Source organism: Paraburkholderia sp. C35 (genome assembly GCF_003121405.1).
In the GTDB taxonomy this organism is placed as follows: domain Bacteria; phylum Pseudomonadota; class Gammaproteobacteria; order Burkholderiales; family Burkholderiaceae; genus Paraburkholderia.
This window is the reverse complement of the sequence record NZ_QBUY01000019.1, coordinates 1-15,393: the sequence shown is the minus strand read 5'-3', so window position 1 is coordinate 15,393 and position 15,393 is coordinate 1. Positions and strand designations below refer to the sequence as shown.

14 protein-coding genes are annotated in these 15,393 nt (G+C 61.6%); 8 read left to right on the top strand and 6 right to left on the bottom strand.

Features of this window, described 5'->3' with window-relative positions; all coding sequences use genetic code 11:
• The 3 genes from DK391_RS14535 to DK391_RS14525 are packed head-to-tail and all read left to right on the top strand — an operon-like array spanning window position 1 to window position 3,039.
• Window positions 1-990 (top strand): LysR family transcriptional regulator, encoded by a 990-nt coding sequence (locus DK391_RS14535; RefSeq protein ID WP_239482820.1) that lies wholly within the window; start codon window positions 1-3, stop codon window positions 988-990.
• A 49-nt stretch (window positions 991-1,039) separates the two neighbouring features.
• Window positions 1,040-1,894 (top strand): phytanoyl-CoA dioxygenase family protein, encoded by an 855-nt coding sequence (locus DK391_RS14530; protein ID WP_109478667.1) that lies wholly within the window; start codon window positions 1,040-1,042, stop codon window positions 1,892-1,894.
• A gap of 23 nt (window positions 1,895-1,917) precedes the next feature.
• On the top strand, window positions 1,918-3,039 hold the full coding sequence (locus DK391_RS14525) for a DUF2817 domain-containing protein (RefSeq protein ID WP_109478666.1): 1,122 nt from the start codon (window positions 1,918-1,920) through the stop codon (window positions 3,037-3,039).
• Between the two features lie 24 nt (window positions 3,040-3,063).
• Here DK391_RS14525 and DK391_RS14520 read toward each other — a convergent pair whose 3' ends face one another.
• The 6 genes from DK391_RS14520 to DK391_RS14495 form a co-directional block, all read right to left on the bottom strand.
• Window positions 3,064-3,891: an ABC transporter permease gene (locus DK391_RS14520; protein ID WP_109478665.1), complete on the bottom strand. Its 828-nt coding sequence runs from the start codon at window positions 3,889-3,891 to the stop codon at window positions 3,064-3,066.
• Window positions 3,892-3,921: 30 nt separating this feature from the next.
• On the bottom strand, window positions 3,922-5,178 hold the full coding sequence (locus tag DK391_RS14515) for an ABC transporter permease (RefSeq protein WP_109478664.1): 1,257 nt from the start codon (window positions 5,176-5,178) through the stop codon (window positions 3,922-3,924).
• 55 nt (window positions 5,179-5,233) lie between these two features.
• On the bottom strand, window positions 5,234-6,280 hold the full coding sequence (locus tag DK391_RS14510) for an ABC transporter substrate-binding protein (protein WP_109478663.1): 1,047 nt from the start codon (window positions 6,278-6,280) through the stop codon (window positions 5,234-5,236).
• 1 nt (window position 6,281) lies between these two features.
• A complete protein-coding gene (locus DK391_RS14505) occupies window positions 6,282-7,469 on the bottom strand; it encodes an ABC transporter ATP-binding protein (RefSeq protein ID WP_109478740.1) in 1,188 nt (395 codons plus the stop codon).
• Between the two features lie 32 nt (window positions 7,470-7,501).
• Window positions 7,502-8,650, bottom strand: coding sequence for an SRPBCC family protein (locus tag DK391_RS14500; protein ID WP_109478662.1), 1,149 nt, complete (start codon window positions 8,648-8,650; stop codon window positions 7,502-7,504).
• A 190-nt stretch (window positions 8,651-8,840) separates the two neighbouring features.
• A complete protein-coding gene (locus DK391_RS14495) occupies window positions 8,841-9,767 on the bottom strand; it encodes a LysR family transcriptional regulator (protein ID WP_109478661.1) in 927 nt (308 codons plus the stop codon).
• A gap of 243 nt (window positions 9,768-10,010) precedes the next feature.
• Here DK391_RS14495 and DK391_RS14490 point away from each other — a divergent pair, with 243 nt between their 5' ends.
• The 5 genes from DK391_RS14490 (at window position 10,011) to DK391_RS14470 (ending at window position 15,204) form a co-directional block, all read left to right on the top strand.
• Window positions 10,011-11,342, top strand: a complete 1,332-nt coding sequence (locus DK391_RS14490) for an NAD(P)/FAD-dependent oxidoreductase (RefSeq protein ID WP_109478660.1) — start codon at window positions 10,011-10,013, stop codon at window positions 11,340-11,342.
• A gap of 61 nt (window positions 11,343-11,403) precedes the next feature.
• A complete protein-coding gene (locus tag DK391_RS14485; protein ID WP_109478659.1) occupies window positions 11,404-11,841 on the top strand; it encodes a RidA family protein in 438 nt (145 codons plus the stop codon).
• Window positions 11,842-11,854: 13 nt separating this feature from the next.
• Entirely contained in the window at window positions 11,855-12,532 is a 678-nt protein-coding gene (locus DK391_RS14480) for a DUF1028 domain-containing protein (RefSeq protein WP_109478658.1), read from the top strand.
• Entirely contained in the window at window positions 12,525-13,694 is a 1,170-nt protein-coding gene (gene argE / locus DK391_RS14475) for an acetylornithine deacetylase (RefSeq protein ID WP_109478657.1), read from the top strand. Before DK391_RS14480 ends, argE begins: the two co-directional genes overlap by 8 nt.
• 94 nt (window positions 13,695-13,788) lie before the next feature.
• On the top strand, window positions 13,789-15,204 hold the full coding sequence (locus tag DK391_RS14470) for a cytosine permease (protein ID WP_204117364.1): 1,416 nt from the start codon (window positions 13,789-13,791) through the stop codon (window positions 15,202-15,204).
• The last annotated feature ends 189 nt before the right edge of the window (window positions 15,205-15,393 follow it).

Sequence of the window (15,393 nt, the reverse complement as noted above, 5' to 3'; positions counted from 1 at the left end):
ATGAATCATGATTCATTCGACTGGAGACGGGTAGAATGGCTGGATGACTTTCAGTTATTCGCCCGGCAGATGAATGACAAGCTATCCGTGTTGCGGCTGTTCACACGCGTCGCGCGTACGTCGAGCTTCACGAAAGCGGGGCGTGAACTCGGCATCAGCCAGCCGTCCGTGTCGCGGCAGATCTCCGAACTGGAGGCCGAAGTGGGCGCGGCGCTGTTCGTCAGAAGCACGCGCGCGGTCAAGCTCACGGATACGGGCGCCGATTACCTGACGCGCGTCGAAGCGATACTGGCGGCGCTCGAAGAAGCGGATCACGCGGCGCGCGGATCGACGGAATTGCGTGGACGATTGCGCGTGGGCCTGTCGACGAGCTTCGGCATCCGCGAGGTGATTCCGCGTATCGACCGTTTCATGCAGGCGCATCCGGCGTTGCATGTCGATCTGCTGATGTCGGATGGCCGGCAGGATCTGATTACGGAAGGCGTCGATGTGGCGATCCGTTTCGGCGCGTTGCCTGATTCGAGCGCGACATCGAGGCTGCTGGGGCGCTCGCCCCGCATGCTGGTGGCGGCGCCTGCCTATCTGGCGCGAGCGGGCCGCCCCAGCGAGCCGGATGAACTGAGCCAGCATGCATTCGTCACCGGACCGTCCAGCGCCGCGTCGTTAGGTTGGACGCTGCGCAAGGATGGCCGGGAGGCCGTCTTCCGTGGCGATGGGCGCATCACATCGAGTGTGAACGAAGGTGCGACAGCGGCGGCTGTGGCGGGGCTGGGCATCCTCGTGATCGGCTTGTGGGGATGCCGCAGCGAGATCGAGGATGGCCGCCTCGTGCCGATTCTCGGCGGCTGGCAACTCGAACCGGTTGAAGTCCACGCGGTGTTTCCGACAGGCCGCGCGGCACGCCCGGCTGCGCGCGCGTTGATCAACTTTCTGGCGGCAGAGCTCGAACCGATTTCGCTCGGTGTCGATGCGAGAATGCGAGGGCGCTAGACGTTCGCGCACACAATGGGTACGAGATTGCACCTTGAACGGAGACACCATGCTGGAAGATATCGACGCGCGCATTAAACGCGCCGTGACGCCGGACCGGATTGCCGATTTTCGCCGCGATGGCGCGGTGTGTATTCGCAACATCTTCACGGACGATGAGATTGCGCTGCTGCGCGAAGGTATCGAACGCAATCTTGCGCAGCCGAGTCCGCGCGCGAAGGTCGCGAGCCGTCCCGACGATCCAGGCTGGTTCTTCGAAGACTTCTGCAACTGGCAGGAGAACGACGCGTACCGCCGTTTCATTCACGAGTCGGCGGCGCCTGCCGCGGCGGGTGCATTGATGGGCGGCGAGAGCGCGCGGCTCTATCACGATCATCTGCTCGTCAAGGAGCCGAATACGCGGCAGCGCACGCCGTGGCATCAGGACCAGCCGTACTACAACATCACGGGTTCGCAGAACGTGAGCATGTGGATTCCCGTCGATCCCGTCGCGCGCGAATCGACACTTGAATTCGTGGCGGGCTCGCATCTCGGACCGTGGCTGATGCCGCGCACGTTCATGGACAATCAGGCGAAGTGGTTTCCCGAAGGCTCGCTCGCCGATCTGCCCGATATCGAGGCGGACCGCAGCGCGTATCCCATTCTCGGCTGGGCGCTCGAACCGGGCGATATGGTGTGCTTCAATATGCTGACCTTGCATGCGTCGGGCGGTGTTGGCGGCACGACGAGGCGGCGCGCGTTCTCGGTCCGCTTTATCGGTGACGACGTGCGGCATGCGCCGCGCCGTTGGCGCACGTCGCCGGATTTTCCCGGACTCGATTCACAGCTGCCCGAAGGCGCACCGATGGATCATCCACTGTTTCCCGTATTGTGGCGCCTTCCGAAGACGCAAAAAGACATTTGACCCCCCAGAGCACCTGAGGCTTTATGAAGATCCGCTTTCCCGTCGAACCCGGCTTCGACACGCTACGCCACCAGTTTCTCGATGCCGCCAAAGCGGCGGGCGCAATCGTCACGACCTACGATCATCCCTTGAAAGGACCGAAGGGCGAAGCGCTGGCGACCGACGTCGCGTGGCTCGGCAATCCCGATGCATCGCGCGTGCTCATGACGCTGTCGGGCACGCATGGCGTCGAAGGCTACTATGGCTCGACGTGCCAGTCGGAATGGCTGCACGAACTTGCCGCGCGTCCGTTGCCTGACGATGTCGCGGTGATGATGGTGCATCTGATCAACCCGTGGGGCACAGCGTGGGTCAGGCGCGTGAACGAAGACAACGCCGATCTGAACCGCAACTATGTCGACTTCGAAGCCGGCGTGCCTGCCAATCCGCGTTACGAAGAACTGCACGAAATCTATACCTGCCGCGATATCGACGGGCCGCAGCGCCAGCACGCCGATGCGTTGCTCGCGAAGCAGGTGGAGGCACTCGGCTGGTCGGGTGTGCAGGCTATCGTCGGCGCGGGCCAGTATGTGCATGTGGACGGTCTGTTCTATGGCGGCCAGCAGCCGAGCTGGTCGAACCGCACGCTGCGCGCCATCGCAGCGCGTTTCCTCAAGCCCGCTCAGGTCGCGTTTGCGTTCGACCTGCACACGGGCGCGGGTCCGTTCGGCCATCCGATGCTGATGTCGATCACGCAATCGGCCTATCCTGGACTCGCCGATGCGCAGCGTTTGTATGGACCGTGGCTCTACACGCTGCATACGCACGCGGAGGCGGAAGTGAGCGAAACGGGCGTAGTTGCACGCGCAACGGGCTACACGTCGCAAGCGATGCTGGACGCGCTGCCCGATACGCATCTGATGCAGCTTGTGATCGAATGCGGCACGTATCCTGAAGCACCGATGCATACGGCGCTGCGCGACGACCACTGGCTGCATCTGTACGGCGATCCACACGATGCGCGTGGCCGCGCGATCAGCCGCGCGCTGTTCGAATCGTTCATGCCCGCCGATGAAGACTGGCGCGATCTGGTCTGGACGCGTACACGGCAAATCTGGACTCGCGCACTGGAGGCGTTGCCCGGCATCACGCCGCAGCGACGTTAAACGTAAACGCTCACGCCACGGCGCTCACACGAGCGCCCGGCTCGCAGCCGCCGCGCGGCTGCGCAGCCAGTTGATGCTGGCGAACAGCAGCACGGCGAAAACAATCAGCATCGTCGCCACGGCGAGAATCGATGGATCGATCGAATCGCGGATGCCGCTCCACATCTGGCGCGGCACCGTCGTCTGATCCGGCCCGCCGATGAACAGGATTACGATCACTTCATCGAATGAAGTCGCGAATGCGAACACGCTGCCCGTCGCCACGGCGGGCGTGATAAGCGGCAACGTCACGCGCCTGAACGCCACCCACGGTTTTGCCCCGAGCCCCGACGCTGCGCGCAACAGGCTCTGATCGAACGACAGCAGCGAAGCCGTCACCGTGATCACCACGAAGGGCGTGCCGAGCGCCGCGTGCGCCAGCACGACACCCGGATACGAGTTGACGAGGCCGAGCGGCGCAAAGATCAGATAGAAACCCGCCGCCACCACGACGATAGGTACGATCATCGGCGAGATGATGATCGGCATGATCAGCGAGCGCAGCGGAAACTGCGAGCGGCTCAAGCCGAGCGCGGCGAGCGTGCCGAGGCACGTGGAGATCAACGTCGACGCCGCGCCAATGCCAAGGCTGTTCAGCAACGCGCGTTGCCAGTCCGCACTGGTGAGCGCCTGCTCATACCAGCGCAGCGAAAAACCCTGCAACGGGTACGAAAAATACGAACCCGAATTGAACGAGAGCGGAATGATGGCGAGAATCGGCGCGATCAGAAAGAACAGCACGATGGCCGTATGCGCGCGCACCCAGTGCGCCGCGATGCGCTCTGTCAGCACTCTCTTGCGTTGGTTTTGCATGTCGGTTCCTTGTCGTCGTGCGGGCGTGCATCAACCGAAACGCAAACGGTCGATGCCGACGATGCGGTTGAACAGGAAATAGAAGATCGCGGTGAAGATCACCAGATACGCCGACAGAGCGCCTGCGAGTCCCCAGTTGAGCTGCGTGTTGGTCTGCATCGCGATGAGCTGGCTGATCATTTCATCGCCGGCGCCGCCGAGCAGCGCGGGCGTGATGTAGTAACCGAGCGCGAGCACGAACACGAGGAAGCAGCCCGCGCCCACGCCCGGCAGCGTTTGCGGCACATACACGCGCACGAATGCCGTGAACGGATGCGCGCCGAGCGATTGCGCCGCGCGCACGTAGATAGGCGACACGCCCTTCATCACCGAGTAGATCGCGAGAATCATGTACGGCAGCAGCACATGCGTCATGCCGATCAGCACGCCCGCGCGGTTGAAGATGAGTGGCAGCGGATGTGTCGCGAGACCAAGGCTCATCAGCAGACTGTTGATCACGCCGCCCGGCTGCAACAGCACGTACCAGGCCGTCGTGCGCACCAGCAGCGAGGTCCAGAACGGCACGATCACGAGCAGCATCAGGCGGTTGCTGCTTTTCTCGGGCAGCTTGGCGAGCATCCACGCAACGGGATAGCCGAGCAGCAGACACAGCAACGTGACCGTCGCGCTGATCGAAATCGTGCGCAAGAATGCCTGCCGATACACCGATGCGTTGTCCGGCACGAATGCGACCGAGCCTTGCGGCGAGACCTGTGCATCGACGGCAGCGAGCAGATAGTCCGGTGTGGGCGAGGCAGCGGCGCGCTTCATCACGCGCCATGTTTCAGGTGCATTCCAGCGTTGGTCGAGTTCGGCGAAGGCGGGCTTCCACGCGGGCGGCGGTGTATCGGTGGAGATGTTGCGTGCGGTGCGCATCAGCAGGCTGCGGAACTCCGGTTGCGCGAAGTTCAGACGCCGTGCGACCGTGCCGAGGTGCCCGCTTTCCTGCGCCTGCTTCAGGCCCGATGCGAGCAGCGCGAACATGTGCTCGTCGGGAACGCCTTGCCCGTCCCATGCATCGAGCGCCCGCGTGAGCGCGGGCATGGCGTCGGGCATTTCGTGGTTCTGCACGCTGCGCGCGAGCAGTAGCGCAATCGGCGCGATGAACGTCGACAGCAGAAACACGATCAACGGCAGCGCAAGCAGCAGCGCCTGAGCGGATGCGCGGCGGCGCGCCTTCTGGAACGAGGCGCGACCATGAGCTCTCGTCGGAGAGTCCGATGTGGCGGTGTGGGCCGATACGGGCATGCTGGTATTCACGTCGGACTCTCTCGACTCGTAGTGCTCTGTTAAAGCAGCGGGCTTATTGCGTCAGCCACGTCTGGAAACGCTTGTTGATCTGGTCGGCGTTGTCGGCCCAGAAGTTCGCGTTGATCTGCAATGCGCGCTTGAAGTTCTGCGGCGAAGTCGGCAGATCGCTCAGACGCTGCTTGTCGACCAGTGCGATCGCGTCCTTGCGCGGCGGCGCATAGGCGATGTACTTCGAAAGATCTGCATAGGCTTTCGGCTGCGAAGCGGAGACGATGAACTTCGCGGCTTCGTCCGCGTGCTTTGCGCCCGTCGGAATGCCCCACCAGTCGAAGTCGTAGACCTGCGCGTCCCACACGGCCTTGAACGGCTTGTTGTCCTTCTTCGCGGCATCGTCGATGCGGCCGTTGTAGGCCTGCGTCATGACCACTGCGCCGTCTGCGAGCAACTGCGGTGCCTGTGCGCCCGATTCCCACCAGACGATGTTCTTCTTGATCGTATCGAGTTTCTTGAACGCGCGATCGACACCGGCAGGCGTGGCGAGCACCTTGTACACGTCTTTCGGATCGACGCCGTCGGCGATCAGCGCCCATTCCATCGACACCTTCGGCGATTTGCGCAGACCACGCTTGCCGGGGAATTTCTGCAAGTCGAAGAAATCGGCGACGGTGGTCGGTGCTGTCTTCAGCTTGCTGGCATCGTAGGCGAAGACCGTGGACCACACCATGCTCGCCACCGCGCAATCGCTGATCGAGCCGGGAATGAAGTCGCTCGTCTTGCCCAAGGTTTTCTTGTCGAACTTCTGCAGCAGACCTTCGTCGCATGCAGTGATGGCATCGTTGGTTTCGAGGTCGATCAGATCCCAGGTCGTGTTCTTCGCCTGCTCCATTGCGGAGAGTTTGGCGAGCCCGCCGTCATACGATTCCGTCGAGAAGCCCACGCCCGTTGCCTGCGTGAACGGCTCGAAATAGGCCTTTTTTGCAGCGGCTTCATACGCGCCGCCAAAGGTCACGACGGAAAGCGTCTCGGCTGCCCACGTACTGCCAGTGGCAAAAGCAAAGACGGAGAGGGCGGCAAGTTGTGCCTTCAGATGAGTGCGCATGTCAGTTGGCTCCTGCGGGTGCGGTCGTAATGATTGAAGGTAATGGTGACGGCGGTGAGTAATTGGCGGGTGTATCGCGCTGTGCGCTGGCGCTCATTGCGAGGATCTTGCAGTCGTCGTGACGCCAGGCGACTTCGACCATATCGCCCGATACAGGCAGTGCATGGCGCTGCGTGTTGGGCACTTTCACGACGATGCTGTCGCGCGCGCCGAGCTTCAGATGCACGCGATGATGATCGCCGCAATACACGAGTTCTTCGACGCGCGCCCGCACCACGTTGCTGTGCGCATCGATGTGCGTGCCCTCTGCGCTGGGGATATGCGCGCGTTCGGGGCGCAGCGCGAGCATCGCGTCGTCGCCTTCGCGCAGGCCGCTTTCGCAGCGGCCGCGAATGAGGCTGCCATCCGATAGCGTGAGCGTCGCGCTCTCATCGGTCACCTCGACTACGCGTCCCGTCAGCCCATTGTTCTCGCCGACGAAGTTCGCGACGAATGCGTTCTGCGCGTTTTCATAGAGTTCGCTAGGCGTCGCCGCCTGTTGAATGCGGCCATCCGAGAACACGGCAACGCGGTCCGACATGGTCAGCGCTTCTGCCTGATCGTGCGTCACGTAGACGATGGTGAGCGACAGTTCGCGATGCAGCCGCATGATTTCGTATTGCATCGTTTCGCGCAGTCGCTTGTCGAGTGCGCCTAGCGGCTCGTCCATCAACACGACGCTCGGTTCGAACACGAGCGCACGCGCCAGCGCGACGCGTTGCTGCTGTCCACCCGAAAGCTGCGAGGGACGACGGTTCGCCAGATGCGGCAACTCGATCATCTCGAGCGCGCGCTTCACGCGGGCTTTCTGCTCGGAACGGCTCACATGACGCACGGAAAGTGGAAACGCGACGTTCTCCGCAATCGTCAGATGCGGAAACAGCGCGTAGTTCTGGAACACCATGCCGATGTCGCGCTGATGTGGCGGCTTGTCGTCGAGACGCCGTCCGTCGAGGCGAATCTCGCCTTGCGTCGGCGTTTCGAAACCGGCGAGCATCATCAGCGTGGTGGTTTTTCCGGAGCCGGACGGCCCGAGCAGCGACAGGAATTCGCCCTTGCGAACATCGAGATTCAGATCGTCGACGACGTAATGCGCGCCGTCATACGATTTGCTCACGCCTGAGAATGAAATGAAAGAAGGGTTCGACATCGTGCTTGCGTCCTGTCGGTGTTGCGTCGTCATCAATGCGTGCCGATCTTCGCCGCGAGATAGCGCGCGAAGTCGTAGTTCGGTCGTTCGAGGTGGCTCAGGTGACCGGGCTTGGCGAGCGGCGCATGCACACCGCGAAATACGGCTTCCACGCCGCGTTTGTCTTCGGCGTTCACTTCATCGAGCAGCTTTTTCAGCGTCGCCATGTATTCATGCGCTTGCGGATCGGCGATGAACTCGGGTGCGAGTCCGCCGCCGAAGCGGATATGCACGCGGCCCACGCCTTCGGGTTGCAGCACCAGATACCAGAAGTAGCCGGGCGTGAGCGTGACGAGGTGTGTCGGGTAGATCGCGAGCAGCGCAGTGGTCTTGCGCCAGTGTCCCGTCAGACGTGTGTTGTCAGGGTGCGCATTGCCGATCGGCAGCGACGCTTCCTTCGTGATCCAGTGATAGTTGAAAGCAGGAAGACCCGGCGGGCATTCCATTTCTTCGAGCCGTGAATGCGGGCCTACCGTCGCGCGATGCAGCATCGGCAGGTGATAGCTCTCCATGAAGTTCTCCGCGAGGATCTTCCAGTTCGTGTCCCACACGTGTTCTTCATGGAAAGTTTCGATGTAGTCGGACATGCCGTATGCGCCGACCAGATCGCTCAATTCTGCAAGACGCTGGTGCACGGGCAAGGCGTTTTCATCGAGCGTGACGTAGATCCATCCCTGCCATTCTTCACATCGAATCGCGGGCAGCCGGTAGCTTTCCTTGCAGAAGCCTTCTTGCCGGTCCATCAGCGGCGCGCCCTTTAATGCGCCATCCAGCGAATAATTCCACGCGTGGTACGGGCACACGATCCTGCGCACATTGCCGCGTCCTTCCAGCAGCACGGACATACGATGCAGGCACACATTCGACATCGCCTTCAGTTGCATCTGCTCGTCGCGCAGCACGACGATAGGCTGATCGCCGATGCGTGCAGTCAGATAGTCGCCCGCTGCTTTCAGCGAACTCGCGCGGCCCACGCATTGCCATTCACGCGCAAAGATGTTGCGCTCTTCGAGCGCAAGAAACTCGGGGGATGTGTAGACGCCGGGCGGCATCGAGCGTGCATCGCTGAAGGGCCGTTCGCAACCGGTTTGCAATGTGTCGACCAGCGCCTGCACTGCGATCGTCCTTGCCGGGTTTGCCATGCCGCCCTCCTGGTTTCGAGCTTGCGAGAGCGCGTCCGCGCTGGATTACGCGGTGTTGCGCTCGACATGGACATCAATCTATCAAGCCAAATTCCAAGCCAAAATATTGTTTTTAGATGCAAAGCAAAGGTTTTTTCTATGCAGCGCGGATCGCGATTCGAGTGGCTTTAGACGCACGTTTGAAACGGCTTCAGGAGTCCAGATGCAGCCGCCGGATATAAGTCTCGCAGTACGACGCGAAGCGTTGCACCACCTGACGCGGCCGCATGGTGCGCGATTGCGCGATGCCGAGCGTGGTGGCGTTGACGTTGTCCTTGAAGCGCTTCACGACGAAGTCGCCGCCGTCCACCGTGCGGTTCGATTTGAGCGGGAAATTGAGGATGCTGTAGCCCAGTCCGTTTGCCACCATGCCGCGCACGACTTCCGGCTGTGACGAGCGGAAGGCGGGCACCGGACGGCTGCCGACGGCATCGAACAGGGCCGCGAAATACTCGCGGCTATGCGGCAGATCGAGCATCACATAAGGCTCGTGCAGCAGATCCGCCAGCGAAACCTTGCGCGCGCGCGACAGCCGGTGCGACGCGGGCAGGATCACATACGGCGGCAGCGATAGCAGCGGCGTGAAGGCGATGTCCTCGGTCAGGTCGAGGCTATAGGTCAAGGCTATGTCGAGCGAACCGTCGTGCAGACCGCGCAACAGACCGTCCTGATGCGCTTCGACAGTGCGAAACGAAATGCCCGCGTGCTCGCCGGCGAACCGGGCGATCAGCCTCGGCATCAACGGCGGCGCAAGCGAAACAAGGCAGCCGAGCGCAATCGAGCCGGTCATGCCGCCGTCCATCTCTTTGGCCGAAGTCTGCAATTCCTCGGCGATCTTCAGAAGATTGCGCGCCTGACCGAGCAGGTCGCGCCCCGCTTGCGTGAGCGACAGGCCGCTCGCGTGATGACGGATGAAGAGCTGCACGCCAAACGACGATTCCAGTTCCGCGAGCGCCGTCGAGATCGACGGCTGCGAGATATGCAGGCGCTTTGCTGCCGCCGTGAACGACAGCGTTTCCGCCGTCACCACGAAATACCGCAACTGACGCAGCGAGTAACGCAGGGGATGGTTTTCCATCGGCAATGCTCCATGTCTGGGCGTTCGTTGAGCACCATTTTGATGCAGTCAAAAAACGCTGCATAGGTAAACCGGATGCAATGCATTTTTTAAATATATTTTTCAGATTCGGATGGCGCGCGTAGATTCTGCTTCGAGACAGCAGATTCACGGCGCAGCGCGCCGATCGACAAGCCGCTTCGCGCCAACGAAACGCGAAGCCATGACGGCTCGGATCAAACCGCCTTTGAGAAGGACTTAGCCATGGCAGTGAAAACAACGTCAATCGATACGCTCGTGGTCGGCGCCCGCCAGGCCGGCGTCGCGATGAGCGAACATTTGAGCAGGAGCGGCGTGCCGCACGTGGTGCTGGAGCGTGCGCGCATCGCCGAGCGCTGGCGCACGGGGCGCTGGGATTCGCTGGTCGCGAACGGTCCCGCCTGGCACGATCGTTTTCCGAATCTGGAATTCGCCGAGGTCGATCCCGATGGTTTTGCGTCGAAAGATCAGGTGGCGGATTACTTCGTTGCCTACGCGCAGAAATTCGATGCGCCGATCCGCACGGGCGTCGAAGTGAAGAAAGTGGTGCGCAATGCAGGCCGCCAGGGTTTCACGGTGGAGACGTCCGATGGCACATATGAGGCGAACCGTGTGGTGGTCGCGACGGGGCCGTTCCAGCGTCCGTTGATTCCCGCTATCGCGCCGAAGTCGGAGCGCCTGACACAGATTCATTCCGCCGATTATCACAACCCTCAGCAGCTGCCCGCAGGCGGCGTGCTGGTGGTGGGCGCGGGTTCGTCTGGCGTGCAGATTGCAGACGAACTGCAGCGCGCGGGACGGCAGGTCTATCTGTCAGTGGGGCCGCATGATCGTCCGCCGCGCGGCTATCGTGGGCGCGACTTCTGCTGGTGGCGCGGCGTGCTCGGCGAGTGGGATGCCGAAGTGATGCGCCCCGGCAAGGAGCACGTGACCATTGCAGTCAGCGGCGCGCGCGGCGGCCATACGGTGGATTTCCGTCGGCTCGCGCATCAGGGCGTGAACCTGGTCGGCCTGACGAAATCGTTCGACGATACGCGTGTCATCTTCGATACCGATCTCGCCGACAACATCGCACGCGGCGACGAGAACTATCTGTCGCTACTCGACGCAGCAGATGCCTACGCGGCACGCAACGGCCTCGATCTGCCGGAAGAACCGGAAGCGCGCCACATTCCCGCCGATCCCGATTGCCTGACGAATCCGATCCTCGAACTCGATCTGGCGGAAGCCGGTGTCACGTCGATCATCTGGGCGACCGGCTATGCCGTCGATTTCCGCTGGCTGCAAGTCGATGCATTCGACGAGAAGGGCAAGCCCAAACATCAGCGCGGTGTGTCGAAAGAACCGGGTGTCTATTTTCTGGGGCTGCCGTGGCTGTCGCGCCGCGGGTCCGCGTTCATCTGGGGCGTGTGGCACGACGCGAAGCATGTTGCCGATCACATCGCGACGCAGCGCAAATATCTCGCTTACTACGATGCGCCGGCAACGCACGCACAAGAGCCGCACAGCGACAACGCAGCAGACGCGAGCAAGGTCAGCGAAATGAATCTGAGCTAAAGCGACAGCACTGCCCGACCCCGCACCGCATTCTCCAATTCTTCCGTATCAAGGTATATCGATGAGCCAACCTACGCACACTCGCATCCGCATGTTCAACACGAAGGACACGTATCCGAACCAGACACTCGACAACGATCTGTGTCAGGCCGTGCGCGCGGGTAATACCGTCTATGTGCGCGGCCAGGTCGGAACCGACTTCGACGGCAAGCTGGTCGGACTCGGCGATCCGCGTGCGCAAGCCGAGCAGGCGATGAAGAACGTCAAGCAGTTGCTCGAAGAAGCGGGCAGCGATCTGTCGCATATCGTCAAGACAACCACGTTCCTGACCGACGTGCGTCATCGCGAGCCGGTGTATCAGGAAGTCGGCAAATGGCTGAAGGGTGTGTTCCCGATTTCGACGGGTCTCACGGTGGTCGCATTGGGGCAGCCGACGTGGCTGATGGAGATCGACGTGATCGCCGTGATTCCGGAAGGATGGACGCCGGCTCAGGCTTGAAAAGGAGCAGAGCATGACATTTTCTATCGTCGGACGCTGCGCGCAAACGGGGCAGCTCGGCATCGCAATCAGTTCTTCGAGCATTGCAGTCGGCGCGCGTTGCCCGTGGCTGCGCGCAGGTGTGGGCGCGGTGGCGACGCAGAACGTGACGCTGCCTGCGCTCGGTCCGCAGATTCTCGATCTGCTGCAGAACACCTTGCTCGATCCTGCAGCGGCGCTCGATCGTGCGCTCGGCGCAAACGACTGGAGCGAGTACCGGCAGGTGACGGTGATCGATGCGCGCGGACGTACCGCGTTCTTCAGCGGCAAGGAAGCGCTGGGCACCTATCACGCGGTGGCGGGCAATCAATGCGTGGCAGCGGGCAACATGCTCGCGGGCGTGCACGTGATCGAAGCGATGACGCCCGCCTTCGAGAACACCAAAGGCATGCTCGCCGACCGCCTGCTTGCAGCGATGCATGCGGCGATGGCGGCGGGCGGCGAAGCGGGCCCGGTGCATTCGGCGGCGTTGAAGGTGGTCAGCGACCTGAGCTGGCCGATCGTCGATCTGCGCATGGATTGGGCCGATGACGATCCTATCGGCAAGCTCGACGGCCTGTGGCAGGCGTACAAGCCGCAAATGCAGGACTACGTGACGCGCGCATTGAACCCGACGGCTGCGCCGAGCTACGGAGTGCCCGGCGATGAATGACAGATCGAGCCGCGCGCTGCTCGAACGGCTGATTGCGTTTCCCACCGTGAGCCGCGACTCCAATCTGGAGATGATCGAGTTCATCCGGCACTATCTCGGCGATTGTGGTGTGCGCAGCGAACTGTTCTACAACGAGCCGCGTACCAAGGCAAATCTGTTCGCGACGATCGGGCCTGACACGAGCGGCGGCATCGTGCTGTCGGGCCACACCGATGTGGTGCCTGTCGATGGCCAGCCGTGGACGGTCGAACCATTCCGCCTGAGCGAAAGCGAAGGGCGCCTGTATGGGCGCGGTGCGGCCGATATGAAGGGCTTTATCGCCTCGGTGCTGGCAGCAGTGCCTTTATTCGTCGCGCGCGATCTTAAGGTGCCTGTCCATCTCGCGTTCTCGTACGACGAAGAAGTGGGCTGTCTGGGCGTGCGTCCGATGCTGGCCGAACTCGATAAGCGGCCGCACAAGCCCGCGCTGTGCCTGATCGGCGAGCCGACCGAACTGAAGCCGGTACTCGGGCACAAAGGCAAGCTGGCGATGCGCTGCCAGGTGAAAGGCGCACCGTGTCATTCGGCGTATGCGCCTTATGGCGTCAACGCGATTCAATATGCGGCGCGTCTGATCAGTCATCTGGAAGACATTGGCGAGCAGCTGTCGGCGCCTGATCATCATGACGATCGATTCGATCCACCTTATTCGACCGTGCAGACAGGTGTGATCAAAGGCGGCCGCGCGCTGAACATTGTGCCTGCCGAATGCGAGTTCGATTTCGAAGTGCGCGCGCTGCCGGGCTACGACGCAACGCAGGTCGCCGACCAATTGCACACGTTCGCGCAACACCAGTTGCTGCCGAAAATGCATGCCGTGAATGCGGAGACCGATATCCGCTTCGAGTCGTTGTCGGCGTATCCGGGTCTCGCGACATCACCCGAAAGCGATGCGGCGCGTCTGCTCGCACAGCTATGCGGATCGAGCGACTTCGGCACGGTTGCATTCGGCACGGAAGGCGGGCTGTTCAATCAGGCTGGCATTCCTGCAGTGGTCTGCGGACCCGGCAGCATGGATCAGGGTCATAAGCCAGACGAATTCGTCACCGTCGAGCAGCTGGAACGCTGCGATGCGATGTTGGCGCGACTGGCGGATTACCTTTCAACGACGTCCGCTGCGTGATTCGAATGCGTGGACGCAAGCAACGCGCGCGTTCGGGATGAAACCCGAGCCGCTCAATTCGGCAGCACAGCTGCGCGAGACAGGAGACAGCAACGTGGCGACCACGGATAGCAAGGCTTCGCAATTGATCGAGAAACACACCATTGGCTATGTGCCACCCGAAGACCGGCACGGCAAGGTGCGCGATCTGTTCACGCTCTGGTTTGGCGGCAACATTGCGCCGTTGCCGATCGTGACGGGCGCGCTGGGCGTGCAGCTGTTCCATCTGAACCTGATGTGGGGCATTGTCGCGATCATCGTCGGGCAGGCGGTGGGTGGCGTGCTGATGGCGTTGCATTCGGCGCAGGGCCCGCAGATGGGCATACCGCAGATGATCCAGAGCCGCGCCCAGTTCGGCTCGTGGGGCGCGTTGCTGGTCACGGTGATTGCAGGCGTGATGTATGTCGGCTTCTTCGCATCGAACATCGTGCTGGCGGGGAAATCGCTGCACGGCATCGAATCGACGGTATCGATTCCCACGGGCATCGTGGTGGGCGCGCTGGGGTCGGGGCTGATCGGCATCATCGGTTACCGGTTCATTCACATTCTGAATCGCATCGGTACGTGGGTGCTTGGGATTGGGATTGCTGTTGGCTTCGGGTACATCCTGACGCATGTATCGACGGCGGACTTTCTGACGCGCGGCGGCTTCAATATCGCTGGATGGCTTGCGACGGTTTCGTTGTCTGCGCTGTGGCAGATTGCGTTTGCGCCTTATGTTTCCGACTATTCCCGCTATTTGCCCGCGAATGTGAGCGTTGCATCGACGTTCTGGGCGACGTATCTGGGCTGCACGATTGGCTCGACGCTGGCATTTGTGTTCGGTGCGGTGGCCGTGCTGGCGGTGCCGCCGGGCGTCGATGCAATGGACGCCGTCAAGCAGGCGACGGGACCGCTTGGATTGCCCATGCTCGTGCTGTTTCTGCTTAGCGTGATCAGCCATAACGCGTTGAATCTGTATGGCGCGGTGCTGGCTTCGATTACGTCTGTGCAGACGTTTGCTTATCGGTGGATTCCTACTGCGAAGACGCGTGCGGTGTTCTCTGTCGTTATTCTTGCTGCGTGCTGTTATGCGGCGATTGGTGCTTCGACGAATTTCGTTGGCAATCTGGTGGATCTGGTGCTCGCGTTGCTGGTCGTGCTCGTGCCGTGGACCGCGATCAATCTGATCGACTTCTATGTGATTCATAAGGGCAAGTACGATATCGATTCGATCTTTCAGGCCGATGGCGGTATTTATGGGCGCTTTAATCCGCAGGCCTTGATTGCGTATGCGATTGGGATTGCTGTGCAGATTCCGTTTATGAATACGCCGATGTATGCCGGGCCTGTGCCGGGGTATCTCGATGGTGCTGATCTTTCATGGGTTATTGGGCTCGTTTTGACCTCGCCACTCTATTATTGGCTCGCTACGCGGGATTCGGAGTATCGGCGGAGGATTAGTTCGGGGATGAGGGGGATCGTTCGGTAGGTTTTTGCTGTTGCTGTTGCTGTTGCTGTTGCCGTTGTTTTTGCTTTTGCTGGCATCCGCGATTTGATGTTTGGGCTTCATGCGTCGCCCCTGTGCGGGGCAGCACCTACTATTCTTTGCCGCGGCAAAGAAAAGTAGGCAAAAGAAAGCCGCTGAACACCGCCAGCCCTTGTACTTGTTTGCGGGTCC

Coding starts and splice junctions, on each gene's coding strand:
- DK391_RS14535 (WP_239482820.1), top strand. CDS start 1: ATGAATCATGATTCATTCGACTGGAGACGGGTAGAATGGCTGGATGAC.
- DK391_RS14530 (WP_109478667.1), top strand. CDS start 1,040: ATGCTGGAAGATATCGACGCGCGCATTAAACGCGCCGTGACGCCGGAC.
- DK391_RS14505 (WP_109478740.1), bottom strand. CDS start 7,469: ATGTCGAACCCTTCTTTCATTTCATTCTCAGGCGTGAGCAAATCGTAT.
- DK391_RS14520 (WP_109478665.1), bottom strand. CDS start 3,891: ATGCAAAACCAACGCAAGAGAGTGCTGACAGAGCGCATCGCGGCGCAC.
- DK391_RS14480 (WP_109478658.1), top strand. CDS start 11,855: ATGACATTTTCTATCGTCGGACGCTGCGCGCAAACGGGGCAGCTCGGC.
- DK391_RS14500 (WP_109478662.1), bottom strand. CDS start 8,650: ATGGCAAACCCGGCAAGGACGATCGCAGTGCAGGCGCTGGTCGACACA.
- argE (WP_109478657.1), top strand. CDS start 12,525: ATGAATGACAGATCGAGCCGCGCGCTGCTCGAACGGCTGATTGCGTTT.
- DK391_RS14525 (WP_109478666.1), top strand. CDS start 1,918: ATGAAGATCCGCTTTCCCGTCGAACCCGGCTTCGACACGCTACGCCAC.
- DK391_RS14485 (WP_109478659.1), top strand. CDS start 11,404: ATGAGCCAACCTACGCACACTCGCATCCGCATGTTCAACACGAAGGAC.
- DK391_RS14510 (WP_109478663.1), bottom strand. CDS start 6,280: ATGCGCACTCATCTGAAGGCACAACTTGCCGCCCTCTCCGTCTTTGCT.
- DK391_RS14495 (WP_109478661.1), bottom strand. CDS start 9,767: ATGGAAAACCATCCCCTGCGTTACTCGCTGCGTCAGTTGCGGTATTTC.
- DK391_RS14515 (WP_109478664.1), bottom strand. CDS start 5,178: ATGCCCGTATCGGCCCACACCGCCACATCGGACTCTCCGACGAGAGCT.
- DK391_RS14490 (WP_109478660.1), top strand. CDS start 10,011: ATGGCAGTGAAAACAACGTCAATCGATACGCTCGTGGTCGGCGCCCGC.